At 75.0% G+C, this 14,759-nt stretch carries 17 protein-coding genes and 1 riboswitch; of the genes, 7 read left to right on the top strand and 10 right to left on the bottom strand.

Annotated elements, in window-relative coordinates:
• Positions 1 to 838: DUF2786 domain-containing protein (locus tag H1A17_RS30580; RefSeq protein ID WP_194823518.1), on the top strand; the 838-nt coding region annotated here is incomplete at its 5' end.
• Between the two features lie 74 nt (positions 839 to 912).
• Here H1A17_RS30580 and H1A17_RS30575 read toward each other — a convergent pair.
• The 5 genes from H1A17_RS30575 to H1A17_RS30555 form a co-directional block, all read right to left on the bottom strand.
• On the bottom strand, positions 913 to 1,422 hold the full coding sequence (locus H1A17_RS30575) for a hypothetical protein (protein WP_145917659.1): 510 nt from the start codon (positions 1,420 to 1,422) through the stop codon (positions 913 to 915).
• Between the two features lie 143 nt (positions 1,423 to 1,565).
• Complete coding sequence (locus H1A17_RS30570) at positions 1,566 to 1,739, bottom strand: CsbD family protein (protein WP_088643694.1); 174 nt, start codon at positions 1,737 to 1,739, stop codon at positions 1,566 to 1,568.
• A 145-nt stretch (positions 1,740 to 1,884) separates the two neighbouring features.
• Positions 1,885 to 4,161 (bottom strand): cation-translocating P-type ATPase, encoded by a 2,277-nt coding sequence (locus H1A17_RS30565; protein ID WP_194823517.1) that lies wholly within the window; start codon positions 4,159 to 4,161, stop codon positions 1,885 to 1,887.
• Between the two features lie 14 nt (positions 4,162 to 4,175).
• Positions 4,176 to 4,403, bottom strand: coding sequence for a hypothetical protein (locus H1A17_RS30560; protein ID WP_145917657.1), 228 nt, complete (start codon positions 4,401 to 4,403; stop codon positions 4,176 to 4,178).
• 11 nt (positions 4,404 to 4,414) lie between these two features.
• A complete protein-coding gene (locus tag H1A17_RS30555; RefSeq protein ID WP_088643691.1) occupies positions 4,415 to 4,621 on the bottom strand; it encodes a heavy-metal-associated domain-containing protein in 207 nt (68 codons plus the stop codon).
• Positions 4,622 to 4,715: 94 nt separating this feature from the next.
• Here H1A17_RS30555 and H1A17_RS30550 point away from each other — a divergent pair, with 94 nt between their 5' ends.
• Complete coding sequence (locus H1A17_RS30550) at positions 4,716 to 5,015, top strand: metal-sensitive transcriptional regulator (protein WP_091244878.1); 300 nt, start codon at positions 4,716 to 4,718, stop codon at positions 5,013 to 5,015.
• A 52-nt stretch (positions 5,016 to 5,067) separates the two neighbouring features.
• Here the strand turns inward: H1A17_RS30550 and H1A17_RS30545 are convergent, their stop codons facing one another.
• The 3 genes from H1A17_RS30545 to H1A17_RS30535 all read right to left on the bottom strand — a co-directional run bounded on the left by H1A17_RS30545 (position 5,068) and on the right by H1A17_RS30535 (position 8,322).
• Entirely contained in the window at positions 5,068 to 5,697 is a 630-nt protein-coding gene (locus H1A17_RS30545; protein ID WP_145917656.1) for a DUF305 domain-containing protein, read from the bottom strand.
• Between the two features lie 64 nt (positions 5,698 to 5,761).
• Positions 5,762 to 6,235 carry a hypothetical protein gene (locus H1A17_RS30540; RefSeq protein WP_194823516.1) on the bottom strand — a complete coding sequence of 158 codons (474 nt, stop codon included), beginning with the start codon at positions 6,233 to 6,235 and terminating at the stop codon, positions 5,762 to 5,764.
• A gap of 44 nt (positions 6,236 to 6,279) precedes the next feature.
• A complete protein-coding gene (locus H1A17_RS30535; protein ID WP_194823515.1) occupies positions 6,280 to 8,322 on the bottom strand; it encodes a heavy metal translocating P-type ATPase in 2,043 nt (680 codons plus the stop codon).
• A gap of 161 nt (positions 8,323 to 8,483) precedes the next feature.
• Between H1A17_RS30535 and H1A17_RS30530 the strand changes: the two genes are divergently transcribed.
• Together H1A17_RS30530 and H1A17_RS30525 are read left to right on the top strand one after the other, a co-directional pair.
• Positions 8,484 to 9,827, top strand: coding sequence for a YibE/F family protein (locus H1A17_RS30530; protein WP_145917653.1), 1,344 nt, complete (start codon positions 8,484 to 8,486; stop codon positions 9,825 to 9,827).
• Positions 9,828 to 9,993: 166 nt separating this feature from the next.
• Positions 9,994 to 10,125, top strand: a riboswitch (cyclic di-AMP (ydaO/yuaA leader).
• A 3-nt stretch (positions 10,126 to 10,128) separates the two neighbouring features.
• Positions 10,129 to 11,154 carry a hypothetical protein gene (locus tag H1A17_RS30525; RefSeq protein WP_145917652.1) on the top strand — a complete coding sequence of 342 codons (1,026 nt, stop codon included), beginning with the start codon at positions 10,129 to 10,131 and terminating at the stop codon, positions 11,152 to 11,154.
• Between the two features lie 138 nt (positions 11,155 to 11,292).
• Here the strand turns inward: H1A17_RS30525 and H1A17_RS30520 are convergent, their stop codons facing one another.
• Positions 11,293 to 11,997 (bottom strand): carbonic anhydrase, encoded by a 705-nt coding sequence (locus H1A17_RS30520; RefSeq protein WP_145917651.1) that lies wholly within the window; start codon positions 11,995 to 11,997, stop codon positions 11,293 to 11,295.
• A gap of 256 nt (positions 11,998 to 12,253) precedes the next feature.
• Here H1A17_RS30520 and H1A17_RS30515 point away from each other — a divergent pair, with 256 nt between their 5' ends.
• Positions 12,254 to 12,580 carry a helix-turn-helix transcriptional regulator gene (locus tag H1A17_RS30515; protein WP_370516991.1) on the top strand — a complete coding sequence of 109 codons (327 nt, stop codon included), beginning with the start codon at positions 12,254 to 12,256 and terminating at the stop codon, positions 12,578 to 12,580.
• Positions 12,581 to 12,646: 66 nt separating this feature from the next.
• Here the strand turns inward: H1A17_RS30515 and H1A17_RS30510 are convergent, their stop codons facing one another.
• Positions 12,647 to 13,249 carry a lipocalin family protein gene (locus tag H1A17_RS30510; protein WP_194823514.1) on the bottom strand — a complete coding sequence of 201 codons (603 nt, stop codon included), beginning with the start codon at positions 13,247 to 13,249 and terminating at the stop codon, positions 12,647 to 12,649.
• Between the two features lie 240 nt (positions 13,250 to 13,489).
• On the opposite strand from H1A17_RS30510, the gene H1A17_RS30505 reads away from it, so the two are divergent.
• Both H1A17_RS30505 and H1A17_RS30500 read left to right on the top strand, forming a co-directional pair.
• Positions 13,490 to 13,861 carry a hypothetical protein gene (locus tag H1A17_RS30505; protein ID WP_145917648.1) on the top strand — a complete coding sequence of 124 codons (372 nt, stop codon included), beginning with the start codon at positions 13,490 to 13,492 and terminating at the stop codon, positions 13,859 to 13,861.
• A 192-nt stretch (positions 13,862 to 14,053) separates the two neighbouring features.
• Positions 14,054 to 14,759 (top strand): hypothetical protein (locus tag H1A17_RS30500; protein WP_194823513.1); only part of this gene is annotated, 706 nt, incomplete at its 3' end.

The raw sequence follows: 14,759 nt of genomic DNA, 5'->3' as shown, positions 1-14,759 counted from the left end.
CCGGATCGCCGCCCTGCGGGACGCGGTCGAGGTGCTGGCGCTGCTGGCCGGCCTGCCGCCGGTCGCGGTGCTGCGCCCACCGCCCGGCGGCGGCGGTGCCGCGACGGTGACCGGGCCGCGCGGGCCGTCCGGCTCCCGCGTCCTCGACCGGGTACGGGCGCTGCTGGCCAAGGCGGAGTCCACCACCTTCCCCGCCGAGGCGGAGGCGTTCACCGGGAAGGCGCAGGAGTTGATCGCCCGGCACAGCCTGGAGCGGGCGCTGGTCGAGTCGACGGCCGCCCACCCGGACCAGCCCGGCGGGGTCCGGATCAGCACCGACGCCCCCTACGCGGGCGCGAAGGCGCTGCTGGTGCAGGAGGTGGCGGCGGCGAACCGGTGCGAGTCGGTCTGGTCCGACGATCTCGGTTTCGCCACCGTGCTCGGCTTCCCGGCCGATCTGGAGGCCGTCGAACTGCTGCACACCTCGCTGCTGGTGCAGGCCACCGCCGCGATGCTGCGCGGCCGGCGGGAGCGGCGCGGCGGCGGCCGGCGGACCAAAGCGTACGACGAGGCTTTCCTGCACGCCTTCGCCCTGCGCATCGGTGAGCGGCTGCGGGCCGCGACCGACGCGGCGGACCGGCAGGCGACGCAGGACGCCGGGGCGGACCGGCTGCTGCCGGTGCTCGCGGCCCGCTCCGGTGCGGTACGGGAACGGATGGACACCCTCTTCCCCGGGGTCACCCGGGCCCGGCTGACCGTGCGGGACGCCGAGGGCTGGCAGTCCGGCACCTCGGCCGCCGACCGGGCCTCGCTCGCCGGCAGCGCGCCGCCGTCGCGCCCGCTGCCCGGTCGACGCTGAGCCGTAGCGGTCGACGCTGAGCCGTAACGGTCGACGCCGGGCCGTCGCGGTCGACGCCGGGCCGTAGCGCCGGCTCAGACGTGGCAGTCGCGGGTGAGCCGGGGCGGGATGTCGACGAAGTCGGTGCCCATCCAGCTCGCCGGGCTCTTGGCCGCCGCCCCGGCGTCGATCTTCGTGGCGGTCTCCTCGACCAGCTTCTTGATCCGGTCGTCCTGCGCCTTGCGGGCCTGCGCGCGGACGTCGTCGGCGAGCCGGCTCAGCCGCCCCTTGAGCTTGCCGTTGAGCTGTTCCGGGGTGAGTTCCTCCCGGGTGGCGTCGGCCGAGTCGGCGGTGATCTGCCGGCTGCCGTCGATGATCAACTGATCGACGGCCCGGCAGACCTGGGCGGTGTTCGCGGCGGTGCCGGTGGTCGGCGCGGTGCTCTCCGGGGCGGTGGTGGCCGTCGCCTCCGGCGTGGGCTCCCCGGTGGTGGCGGTGGCCGACGGGCCGGGGGCGGCGTCGGTGCCGGCCTCCCCGTCCGAGCAGCCGGTGGCGAGGACGGCGAGGACGGCGAGGGTGAGTGCGGTGGCGGAGCGGCGATGCATCGACTTTCCCCGTTCGGTGTGACGGCCGTACCGCGACACGATGCCGCACGACCGGGCGGGAAATCGAATCGGCGGGCACCGGCGGGCCCGGACACGCGTCACGCCGGCCCGACGGGGTCGGTCCGGCGTGACGGTTGCGCGGCTCAGCTCTTGAAGGCGTCCTTGACCTTCTCGGCGGCCTGCTTGAGGCTGGACTTGGCCTGGTCGTTGCGGCCCTCGGCCTCAAGGCGCTCGTTGTCGGTCGCCCGGCCGACGCCCTCCTTGATCTTGCCGGCGGTGTTCTCGGTCGTGTTGCCGATCTTGTCGTCGAACCCCATGAGAGCCTCCCGAATAAAGCATTTCTTCCAACGCCACCCAGATACCCCCACCTCCCCTCCCCAAAACACAGCCGCCACCGGCCCCAGCCCGTTGATCAAGAGGTTTGCGTCACCAGCGAGCCGGCGGGTGACGCAAACCTCTTGATCAACGCGGCTGTCCGGGGTGGGGGGTGGCGGTGGAGAAGCGGCGCAGACGGAGGCTGTTGGCCACCACGAATACCGACGAGAAGGCCATCGCCGCCCCCGCGATCATTGGGTTGAGCAGCCCGGCGGCGGCCAGCGGGAGGGCGGCCACGTTGTAGGCGAACGCCCAGAACAGATTCCCCTTGATCACCGCGAGGGTGCGCCGGGAGAGCCGGATCGCGTCCACCGCGGCGGTCAGGTCACCCCGGACCAGGGTCAGGTCGGACGCCTCGATCGCCACGTCGGTGCCGGTGCCCATGGCCAGCCCCAGGTCGGCCTGGGCCAGGGCGGCGGCGTCGTTGATCCCGTCGCCGACCATGGCGACGGTGTGGCCCTGCGCCTGGAGCCGGCGTACCACGTCGACCTTGTCGGTCGGCAGCACCTCGGCGGTGACCTGGTCGATGCCGACCTCGGCGGCCACCGCCTGCGCGACTGTCGCGTTGTCCCCGGTGAGCAGCACCGGGGTCAGGCCCAGCTCGCGCAGGCCGGCGACCGCCGCCCGGCTGGTGGGTCGGACCACGTCGGCGACCGCGAGGACGCCCCGGGCCCGCCCGGCCCAGCCCGCCACCACCGCCGTACGCCCGGCGGCCTCCGCCTCGGCCACCGCCCGGACCACCTCCCCGGGTACGTCCAGACCCCGTTCGCGCAGCAGCCTCGGCCGCCCGACGACGAGGTCGTGGCCGTCGACGGTGCCGGTGACGCCGAGCCCCTCGGTGGCGGCGAACCGGGTGACCGGGGGCAGTTCCCCGGCCCCGGCGGCACCGGCCGCCACGGCGCGGGCGATCGGGTGCTCCGAGCCGGCCTCCACCGCTCCGGCGAGCCGGAGCAGCTCGGCCCGGTCCTGCCCCGCGACGGGGCGGACGTCGACCAGGGTCATCCGGCCGGTGGTGACCGTGCCGGTCTTGTCCAGCACCACGGTGTCGACCTGCCGGGTGGACTCCAGCACCTCCGGCCCCTTGATCAGGATGCCGAGCTGGGCGCCGCGCCCGGTGCCGACCAGCAGCGCGGTCGGGGTGGCCAGGCCGAGCGCACACGGACAGGCGATGATCAGCACGGCCACCGCGGCGGTGAAGGCGGCGGTCGGGCCGCCCCCGGCGCCCAGCCACCAGCCCAGCGTGCCGACGGCCAGCGCGATGACGACCGGCACGAAGACCCCGGAGATCCGGTCGGCGAGCCGCTGCACGGCGGCCTTGCCGGTCTGCGCCGCCTCGACCAGCCGGGCCATCTGGGCGAGCTGGGTGTCCGCACCGACCCGGGTGGCGGTGACGACCAGCCGGCCACCCGCGTTGACGGTGGCACCGGCCACCTGGTCGCCGGGCCCGACCTCGACCGGCACCGACTCGCCGGTGAGCATGCCGGCGTCGACCGCCGAGGTGCCCTCGTCGACCCGCCCGTCGGTGGCGATCTTCTCCCCGGGTCGGACCACGAACCGGTCGCCCACGACGAGCTGGTCGACCGGAACCCTGGTCTCCGTGCCGCCCCGCAGCACGGCGACGTCCCGCGCGCCGAGTTCGAGCAGGGTGCGCAGGGCCGCCCCGGCGGTCCGCTTGGACCGGGCCTCGAAGTAGCGGCCGGCCAGCAGGAACACGGTCACCCCGGCGGCGGTCTCCAGGTAGATGTTGCCGCCCCCGTCGGTGCGGACGACGTCCAGCCGGAACGGGTGGGTCATCCCGGGCATCCCGGCGTCGCCGAGGAAGAGCGCCCAGAGCGACCAGCCGAACGCGGCCAGGGTGCCGAGCGACACCAGGGTGTCCATGGTCGCCGCGCCGTGCCGTAGGTTGGTCCAGGCGGCCCGGTGGAACGGCAGCCCGCCGTACGCGACCACCGGGGCGGCCAGGGTCAGCGACAGCCACTGCCAGTAGGTGAACTGCCAGGCAGGCACCATCGCCAGCACGATCACCGGCAGGGTGAGCAGGGCCGACACCCGCAGCCGGGTCCGCAGGGCGTCCAGTTCGTCGACCGGCGCGCCGGCCGGTTCCGTCCCGGCGGGGGCGGGCGGCGGGGGGACGACGGCGGTGTAGCCGGTCTTCTCGACGGTGGAGATCAGGTCGTCCGGGGTGACCCCGTCGGGGTACCGGACGGTGGCCTTCTCGGTGGCGTAGTTGACGCTCGCCTCGACGCCGTCGAGCCGGTTGAGCTTCTTCTCGATCCGGGCGGCGCAGGAGGCGCAGGTCATCCCGCCGATGGCCAGTTCGATCAGGTGGGGGGCGGTGGGCGGGTTCTGGGTGGTCGGGGTCATCGCGGCACCTCCGGTCAACCGTGGGTGTGACCGGCCCCGCCGGTGCCGGTGACGGTCGGCGTCGGGTCGGTGGTGGGCTCGGGGACGACGGGGCTACGGGCGGGTTCCGGGGTGTGCGCGGGGTCGTGGCGGGTCTCGGCGGGCGGGGTGACGGGGCCGGTCAGCTGGCCGACCCCGTACGCCGCGCCGAACACCACCGCGAGGGCGAGGGCGAAGCCGCCCAGCCTGGTCGGTGTGTTCACGCCCCGGACCGTCACGCCTCGACGAGGTCGTAGCCGGCCTCGTCGACGGCGGCCCGTACGGACGCGGTGTCCAGCGGGCCGTCGCTGGTGACGGCGACCCGGCCGGAGGCCAGGTCGACCTGGACGTCGGTGACGCCGTCGAGGGCACCCACCTCGGCGCTCACCGCGCTGACGCAGTGCCCGCAGGTCATGCCCGTCACCTGGTAGTTCGTGATCATGCGGCTCTCCCCTCCACTCGTCCAACATACCCCCCAGGGGTACGTCGCCCTGCGACCGTAGCATACCCCCCGGGGGTAAGCTATCGTGGTCGACATGACCACACCGAGCACCCCGGTCCGGGGCTACACCGCCAGCAAGGACCAGCTGCTCGCGCGGCTGCGCCGCGTGGAGGGGCAGGTCCGGGGCATCGAGAAGATGGTCGACGACGACCGGTACTGCATCGACGTGCTCACCCAGATCTCCGCCGTGCAGGCCGCCCTGGACAAGGTCGCCCTCGGGCTGCTCGACGGCCACGCCCGGCACTGCATGCACGAGGGGGCCGCCGAGGGCCGGGCCGACGAGATGGCCGCCGAGATGATGGCCGCCGTCGGCCGCCTGATGAAACGCGGCTGACCGCCCCGGCGACGCGGGCGGACCGGTCGGGACCGGCCCGCCCGCGCACGGGTCAGAGCCGGGCGAGGATCTTCCGCATGGTGTCGATCTCGCCCTGCTGGGTGGCGACGATCTGCTGCGCCATGGCCCGCGCCCCGGCGTGCCGACCGTCCGCCAACTCCTGCCGGGCCATGGTGATCGCCCCCTCGTGGTGGGCGATCATCATGGTGAGGAAGCGGCGGTCGAAGTCCCGACCGGTCGCCCCCTCCAGCCGGGCCAGGTCGGCGTCGGACATCATCCCCGGCATGCCGTGGTCCATCCCGGGCAGGTGACCGCCGGCCGGGCTGCCGGACGGGACGGGTCGGCCCCAGGCGGTGAGCCACCCGGTCATGGTGGCGATCTCCGGGGCCTGGGCGGCGCGGATCTGTCCGGCCAGCCGGGTGACCTCCGGATCTTCGGCCCGGCTCCCGGCCAGCTCCGACATCCGTACCGCCTGCTGGTGGTGCGGGATCATCATCTGGGCGAACGTCACGTCGGCCGGGTCGACCCCGGCGGACGCGGAGGCGGCCGGGGCGGCGCCCGCGGCCGGGCGGCCGTGGCCGCCGTCGGTGGAATGGTCGCCGCCGCAGCCGGACAGGGCGACGACGGTGCTGAGGGCGACGCCGGCCAGGACGGCACGGCGCGCACGACGACGAGTGGACACGAGCGGACCTTTCGGTACGACGGACAAGGACACTGGACGCGGCGGAGCCGCGCGTCGGGGCGTCCTATCTGCGCAGTACCGACACCGTGGCGAGGCGGAGCCCGAGCGGGCGGGGTGGCGGCGCGCGCGGCTCCCGGGGCCGCGACGGCGGACGGGACACCCCGGCCGGCCTGGTACGCACCGCGAAGAGCAGCACCAGCACCGTCACGGTGAGCGCGCCGAGCACCGCCAGGCAGACGCTCCACGCCGTCGACGGACTGTCGGACGACCCGCCGGGCAGCGCCGCCGCGCACCCGTGGACGCATCCCCCGACGACCGGCACCGGCTCACGCGGCAACGACCGGTCGGCCGGGGCGTCGTGCCCGGCGGTGGACCGGTGCGGGCCGCCCGTCGCGGTGTCGTGGCCGGCGGGGTGACCGCCGCCCAGGTGTGCGTCGTGGCCGAGGGTGTGCATCGCGGAGAGCCCCAGCAGCGTGCCGACGAGCAGGAGCAGCCGCAACCACCGCCCGGTCGTCGTCGCCGTACCCGCCCGCCGCACGGCTCCACGCTAGCCGTCCCGGCCGCCCGGCGGGCCGGTACGGGTCACCGGGCGTCGAGGCGTACCCGGCGCAGCAGTTGGGCGTTGAGCGCCACCACGATCGTGGACGCGGACATCAGGATCGCGCCGACCGCCGGGCCGAGCGTGATCCCCGCCCCGGCCAGCACCCCGGCGGCCAGCGGCAACGCCACCACGTTGTAACCGGCCGCCCAGGCCAGGTTCTGGAGCATCTTCCGGTACGCCGCCCGGGACAGCCGCAGCACACCGGCCACCCCGCGCGGGTCGGACGAGGCGAGCACCACCCCGGCCGACTCGACCGCCACGTCGGTGCCCGCGCCGATGGCGATCCCGACGTCGGCCCTGGCCAGGGCCGGGGCGTCGTTCACCCCGTCACCGACCACCGCCACCCGCAGCCCGCGCCGCTGCAACCCGGCCACCTGCCGGTCCTTGTCGGCCGGGAGCACCTCGGCGAACACCTCGTCCACCCCGGGTCGGAAGCCCAGGTCGGCGGCGACCGCCTCGGCCACCGGCCGGGCGTCCCCGGTGATCATCGCGATCGTCCGGACGCCCTCGGCCCGCAGCGCGTCGACCGCCTCCCGTGCCTCCGGTCGCACCTGGTCAGCGAGGGCGAACAGGCCGACCACGGTGTCGGGCAGGCGCACCAGGTACAGCACCACCGCCGCCCGGCCGGTCCACTCCCGCTGCGCCGCCGCCAGTTCGCCGGGCAGCTCCCGGCCCAGGTCGCGCAGTAGCGCCGGACCGCCGACGGCGTAGCCCGTGCCGTCGATCCCGGCGCGGACGCCCCGGCCGGGCAGCGCGCGGAACCCGGTGGCCGTACGAGGTCCGCCCCGGTCGGCGGCGGCGGTCACGATCGCGCGGGCCAGCGGGTGTTCGCTGGCGGCCTCCACGCCGGCCGCGAGCCGCAGCACGTCGTCCCCGTCGGTGCCGTCGGCGGCGGCCACCCCGACCAGCACGTGCTCGCCCCGGGTGAGGGTGCCGGTCTTGTCGAAGAGCACGGCGTCGACGGTCCGCATCCGCTCCAGCGCCAACCGGTCGCGTACCAGCACCCCGGAGCGGGCCGCGAGGGCGGTGGAGAGCGCGACCACCAGCGGGATCGCCAGGCCCAGGGCGTGCGGGCAGGCGATCACCAGCACGGTGACGCCCCGCACCACCGCCTGGTCCGGCTCGCCGAGCGCGGTCCAGACCAGCGCGGTCACCACGGCGGTGCCGGTGGCGACGTAGAACAGCCAGCCGGCGAAGCGGTCGGCGAGCGCCTGCGCCCGCCCGCCGGACCGCTGCGCCTGGGCGACCAGGCGGCGGATGCCGGCCAGTGTGGTCGCCTCACCGACCGCCTCGATGCGCACCCGGACGGGTTGGTCGGTGGCGACGGTGCCGGCCACCACCCGGTCGCCGGTCGACCGGGGCACCGGCCGGGACTCGCCGGTGACCATCGACTCGTCCAGTTCGGCGACGCCGGCCACGATCCGTCCGTCGGCGGGCACCCGACCGCCGGGGCGGACCAGCACCACGTCGCCCTCGCGCAGCCCGGTCACCGGCACCCGTTCGACGACGTCGTCCGCGCCGACCCGTTCGGCGTCGTCGGGGAGCAGCGCGGCCAGCGCGTCGAGCGCCCCCCGGGCCTGGCCGATCGCCTTCGTCTCCTGCCAGTGACCGAGCAGCATGATGGTCACCAGCGCCGCCAGCTCCCACCAGAAGTCCAGGTCGAAGACACCGAAGAAGGTCAGGACCGAGGCGGCGTACGCGACGCTGATCGCCATCGCGACCAGCAGCATCATGCCCGGCGTGCGGGCGCGGGCCTCCCGGACGGCCCCGGTCAGGAACGGCCGGCCGCCCCACCAGAAGACCACCGAGCCGAGCACCGGCCCGACCAGGGACCGGCCGGGGAACTCCAGCGGGTGGCCGGCCCAGGCCAGCACCATCCGGTCGGTCGCCACCACCGGCAGGGTCAGCGCCAGGCAGACCAGGAACCGATGCCGGAACGTCGCCGGGTCGTGGTCGGCGTGACCGGGTGGCCCCGGGTGGCCGGGGTGCGGGCTGGCCGCCGGGGCCGGCCGGTGCTGGTCCATGACCTCCACCCTCCCCCCTCGACCTACCGTGGGCAGGGCGAACCGGGCGGGAGGGCCGGGGTGGTGGCTACCATCGTCCGACGATGACCCGCCGTCCGTGGATGAACCGGTTGGCCGGCTGACACGTATCCCGTCCCGGATCGTTGGGAGAACTCGCACACATGGGCGCCGACCACACCCGTCCCGCTCCGTCCACCCCGCCGCGGGTGCGGCGGCTCCTCGTCATGACGGTGGTGCCGCTCATCGTGGTCACGGTGATCGCCACGCTGGTGCTCTGGCCCGGCGAGACCCCGAAGATCGACCAGGGCGACCAGGTGCCCCGCCACCACGGCACGGTGACCCGGGTGGTGACCGAGCCGTGCCCGCCCGCCCCGCAGACCCCCGACGGCCCCTCCGGGGTGGCCGACGGGCCGTGCGGGACGGTGACGGTCGCCGTCGAGCAGGGGCCGGACGCGGGCCGTGAGGTGCAGACGCCGGTGCCGTCCGGGCCGGGGGCGCCGACGGTGGCGGTCGGCGACGAGGTGGTGCTCGTCGCGTTGGCCGACCCGAGCGATCCGTCGGTGAGCAGCTACCACATCGCCGAGCACCAGCGGGGCATGCCGCTGCTCTGGCTGGTCGCCCTGTTCGCGGCGGCGATCGTGGCGTTCGGCCGGTTGCGCGGGCTGGCCGCCCTGGCCGGCCTCGGGGCCAGCTTCGCCATCCTGCTGACCTTCGTGGTGCCGGGCATCTCCGCCGGGGGCGCGCCGCTGCCGATCGCGGTCACCGGCGCCGCGCTGATCATGTTCGTGGTGCTGTACCTGACCCACGGGATCACCGCGCAGACCTCGGTGGCGGTGCTGGGCACGCTGGGCAGCCTGGTGCTGACCGGCGTCCTGGGCACGCTGGCCACCGCCGCCACCCACCTGACCGGGTACGGCAGCGAGGAGGCCACCACGCTGTCGATGTACCAACGCGACGTGGACCTGCACGGCCTGCTGCTGGCCGGGATCATCATCGGGTCGCTCGGGGTCCTGGACGACGTCACGGTCACCCAGTCGGCCACCGTCACCGAACTGGCGCACGCCAACCCGGGGCTGTCCCGGTTGCAGCTCTACCGGGCGGCCACCCGGGTCGGCCGGGCGCACATCGCGTCCACGGTCAACACGATCGTGCTGGCGTACGCGGGCGCGTCGCTGCCGCTGCTGCTCCTGCTCACCGCCGACAGCCGCCCGGTGGGCCAGATCCTCACCAGCGAGTTCCTGGCCCAGGAGATCGTCCGCAGCGCGGTGGCGACCCTCGGGCTGGTGGCGGCGGTGCCGCTGACCACGGGGTTGGCCGCGCTGGTGGTGACCGCCGGGCGGGGGCCGGCCGACGCCGGTACGGTCGGACCGCCGCCCACCCCACGTCCCGCCCCCGACCGTGCCGAGGCGCTGGAGGCGTTGAGCGCGCCCCGGCACGGTGAACCGTCCACCCCGGCCCCCGCACGGTGGCCAGACCCGGAAAGGAGCACGGACGCCGCATGGTGACACTGCGCTGCGTGACCGGAGGCGAGGTCGCGGCTGTCGGCCGCGTCACTGATTACCCCTCGCTATCGGGAAAATACGCATTTGGTCGGGTTGCGGGCGTAGATCCCCGGTACGACTCTCGGGTAACCTCGCTGCCGGTCACCGCCGAAGGCGCCCACCGGCGCCAGCGGTGCCACCGCCCAATCGCCGTACGGCGAGCCGGGGAACCGAGCACCCGGGGTGAATCCGCGCCAGCGGTAGGGGCCACTTCCGTCCCGAACCCGTCAGCTAACCCGGTCGGCGGTCGACGGAAGGGAAAACTGTGACGGCACCCCTACGCCGCTGGCTGACGCCGGCAGTGGCCGTACTCGCCGCCCTGGCGATCGTCGCCGGACCGGCCGCCGCCCCCGCGACGGCCGCGCCCAACGCGCCCACCCCCTCGGGGCACGAGGAGGACGACGAGCCGAAGCTCCTCACCGACGTCATCGAGGCCACCAACCGGGAGTACTCGGCGGCGAAGAACCGGCTGGAGAAGTCCAAGAAGCGTCAGCTCCAGCTCGCCATCGAGGTGGAGAAGGCGGAGCAGGAACTGGCCGCGCTGGCCCCCCAGGTCACCGAGATCGCCGCCCAGTCGTACCGGACGGGTCGGGTCGGCGCGGTCGCCGCGCTGCTGGAGAGCGACGCGCCGGACGCCTTCGTCCGCCGGGCCGCCGCCCTGGACGAGCTGAACATGGTCAACGCCGGCAAGCTGGCCGAGGTCAACGAGGCCAAGAGCCGGGCCGAGAACGCCAAGCTCGCCCTCGACGCCGAGGTACGCGAGCAGCAGAAGCAGACCAACCTGATGGCCAAGAAGAAGACCGAGGCCGACAAGGCGCTGGCCCTCGTCGGCGGCCGGGGCTTCACCGGTGGCCTGGTCGACGCGACGTCCCCGGTGGCCCGGATCGCCCCCGGCCAGACCGCCAACGGCGAGTGGCGCGGCGAGTCGTGCAGCGAGAACGACCCGACCACGTCCGGCTGCGTCACGCCGCGCACGCTGCACATGTACAAGGAGGTCAAGCGGGCCGGCTTCAACCGGTTCGTCGGCTGCTACCGCCCCGGTGGGCCGTGGGAGCACCCCAAGGGCAAGGCGTGCGACTGGTCGTTGCAGAAGAGCGGGTTCAGCCCGTGGCACAACAACGACACCCGGATGTACGGCAACAACCTCGCCGCGTTCCTGATCCGCAACTCGGACCGGCTGGGCATCTACTACGTGATCTGGAACCGGCAGATCTGGTTCCCGGCCAACGGCTGGAGTTCGTACTCGGGGCCGTCCAACCACACCGACCACGTGCACGTGTCTCTGCTGTAGCGGGGTGATCAGCCTCATCGGGGCCGATGATGCGGTGTCCGGCGTCCCGGATCCGCATCATCGACCCCAGTGGGGTCAGCGAGCGACGACGAAGGCCGCCCGGCTGGACCGGGCGGCCTTCGTCGTGCGTGGGGCGGCTCAGCCGGGGACGGCCGCCGGCTCGCCCGCCGGGGCGGGGTCGACGCCCGTCGGCGCGGCGGGCCCGGGCACCGCGACGGCGGACGCCTGGGCGGTGGGTTCCTCGGCCGGGGCCACCTGGTGGACCTCACCGGCGGCGAGCCGGTAGGACATGCCGACCACCGCGCACCGGCCGGCCGCCACCTCGGCGGCGATCACCGGGGAGTTGCCGAGCAGCACCTCGACGGTCTGCGCGATGTGGATGTCGACGATCCCGTCGATGTCGTGCACCCCCTGCTGTGCCGCGCGACGCAGGCTCGGCCCGACGGCGGCGACGACCGAGTAGAGGTGCCCCGGGGGCTGGGTGCCGGTACGGGCCGTGTCCCGGGCCGCCTGCACGGCACCGCAGGAGTCGTGCCCGAGGACCACCACCAGCGGGGTGCCGAGCACCGTCACCGCGTACTCGACGCTGCCGAGCACCTCGGGCCCGGCGGTGTGCCCGGCGGTCCGGACCACGAAGAGGTCACCGAGACCCCGGTCAAAGATGATCTCGGCGGCGAGCCGGGAGTCGGAGCAGCCGACGATGACGGCGAAGGGATGCTGGCCGTCGGCGACGGCGGTGCGGTGCCCGGCGTCCTGGTTGGGATGGCGGGGTGCCCCGGCGACGAAACGCCGGTTGCCGGCCTGCAACTCGGCCAGCGCCTGGGTCGGAGTGATCGGGGCCATTGCCTCACCTCGGTCCGGAATCGCACCTGGTCACGCCGGCCGGCGGCGACGACGGCCGTGTCCCCACGGTCACACGCAGCTAAAGGTACGTCAAGATTTCGTGATACACGTTTCAGGCATCGGTCGGCGCGGTGTCGACGGCGTGTCGAACCCGGGCGCGCACCGGCTCGGCGGGCGACCCACCGGGCCCGATCCCACCGACCGGGCGCGACCGTCGGGGCGGCCGACGACGGGTCTCCCAGGAACGGGCCATACGATGACCATCATGGCGACAGGCGGCACCGGGAGCACCCGGAACTGGACGTTCCTCACCAACCACGGTCACGTGCTGCTCGCCATCGCCCGCAACCCCACCGCCCGGCTCCGGGACGTCGCCGACGAGGTCGGGGTGACCGAACGGGCCGCCCAGGCGATCGTCGCCGACCTGGAAGCCGGCGGCTACCTGCGGCGGACCCGGGTCGGCCGGCGCAACGAGTACACGCTCAACCCGAGCGGTCACTTCCGGCACCCCGCCGAGGCCGACCGCCAGGTCGGCGACCTGCTCGCCCTCTTCACCCCCGACCCGGCCGAGCCCGACGCCTGAGCCGCCGGCCCGGCAGGTACGCCGACGGCCCGCCCCGGTGGAGACGGGCCGTCGCGGGGTGGGTGTTCAGCAGAAGCTGCCGGCTCCGCCACCACCGTCCTGCCGGGTGGTCCGGAAGTCGCACAGGTCGTAGCCGTTGGCGGTGAGCGCCGCCTTCGCCGCCGCCGTCTGCGCCCCGGTCAGCGCCGGCTCCCGGGAGAGGACGAAACCGCTGCTGCGGTCCGGGTCGCCGACGACCGCCCACCGGTAGTCGGGGTCGAGCCCGATCACCACGTAGTTCGGCCCGCCCAGGTAGATCCACCTACCGCCGAGCTTGAGGAAGGACACGGTCAACGCCGAGTCGGCCGGCGGGTTCTCGCTACGGGCCCGCCCGGTGACCGCGCTGGTGGTGCCGATGATGGTGCGGCAGGTGTTGCGGACCCCGATGGTGCCGTCGGGCTGGACGTCGTACCGCGCCGTGACGTTCTTGTAGCACTGGATCTCGAAGATCGCCGGGATGGCGGCGACCTGGTACCAGTCGCCCGCGTAACGCTCGACGTCGACGTCGGCCACCGGGGTGAGCGGTCCGGTGTCGACGGCGGTCGGCGCGGCCTGCGCGGGTACGGCGGTGGCCAGCACCGCCGCGATGGCGACCGCGACGGCCGCAACGACCTGACGGCGTACTCCCATGGTGTCTCCTCCGGTCTGTCGGTCCGGCGCGGCGGGGGCGTCGCGCCGTCGGCGGAATTGCCCGGACCCACCGGCCGGAAACTGTCGGCATTCTCATCGCCATCGATGCATCCAGGCGCAGGTCAGCGGCCGTATCCCTGGTGGGAGCGGTCCGTCCACACGGCACACCGTGGCCCGACTCACTCGTCCGGTCGGGCCACCGCCGCTGCGCGGACGGCCGGTCGGGGATAGGTTGGACGGGTGATCCGCGCAGCCTCCACCCCGCCCGTCTGGGTGTCGAGGCTGCGCGACCTGACCCGGCTGGCGGTCACCGCGCTGGTGCTCGCCGTCGGCCTCGGCGGGTTCCTCGCCGTCACCGGCGGCCCGGCCGCCGCTGCCGCCCGACCGTCCGTGGTGACCTCGCGGGTGGCGACGCTGCCCGCCGACGCCCGGCCGGCCGGCGACCGGGCCGACACCCGGCCCGGCGACGAGCGGCCCGACGACGGGTCCCTCCGGCCCCAGCCGCCGACGCCCGCCGACGGTGCCGCCGCCCGGCCCGTCGCGCCGGCCGCCGGGGCGACGCCGGACCCGGCCCGGGACGCCACCGGCCGGCGCGGCCCGCCCCGGAGCTGAGCCGCGCGGCACCTGCGCCGCCCGTCCGGCCACGACCGGCCCACCGCCGGCCGCGAACCGATCCCGGTCGGTCCGGCGGCGATCCGGACAGATCCGATCCGGTCCCTCCGTCGCAGGACGTGTCGCGCACCGCCCCCGCCCGCTGCCGGGCCACCGTCCGTCCACATCGTTGTCCACCGTGAGGTGTTGGTGATGCAGACCGTCTTCTCCGCCGTCCTGCCCGATGTCCCCGCCGCCGCCGCGATCTGGCTGATCCTGCTCGCCCTCGCCGCCGTCGCCGTCGCGGCCCTGGTGGTCCGGCCCGGCCGGCTCCGGCTGGCGGTGGCCGGCCGGTTCCGCGACGCCGCCCTGCCCGACGACCCGGAACGGGCCGAGCAGGACCGGGAGCACACCCGGTACGCCGAGGAGGTCGCCGTGGCGGCCGACCGGGCCGGCACCACGGCGAGCCGGCTGCGGGCCGGGTGGCTCGCCACCCAGGAGGAGGTCGAGTCGGCCTGGACGGCGCTGGAGGCGGCGGAGGCGCACCTGCGCCGGCTCGCCGCCGCTGCGGTCATGCCCCTGCCGCACACCGGCCAGACCCCCGCCGAGTACGCCGACCGGGAACGCTGGCTGCACCGGGCCGCCGAGGAGGCGCACCGGAGGGGTGAGCTGTCGGACGCCCAACTCGACGACGTCCTCGCCCACCGGGCCGGCTGGGACCCGCGCCGGCACCCGGTCGAGCAGGAACTGGTGCTGCGCCGCGCGACCCGGGACCACCTGGCGGCCCGGCACCGGGCGGCGGTCGCCCGGGAGCAGGCGGCCTGGCGGGCCGCCGACCTGGCCGGCGCGGCGGCCCGCAGCCTGCGCGACGAGGCGTTCGCCGCGCGCGAGCGCCGCCCGGAGCGGGCCGAGTCGGTGC

Source organism: Micromonospora sp. S-DT3-3-22 (assembly GCF_015354745.1).
GTDB classification, from domain to species: domain Bacteria; phylum Actinomycetota; class Actinomycetes; order Mycobacteriales; family Micromonosporaceae; genus Micromonospora; species Micromonospora wenchangensis.
This window is presented reverse-complemented; position numbering and strand designations above follow the sequence as displayed.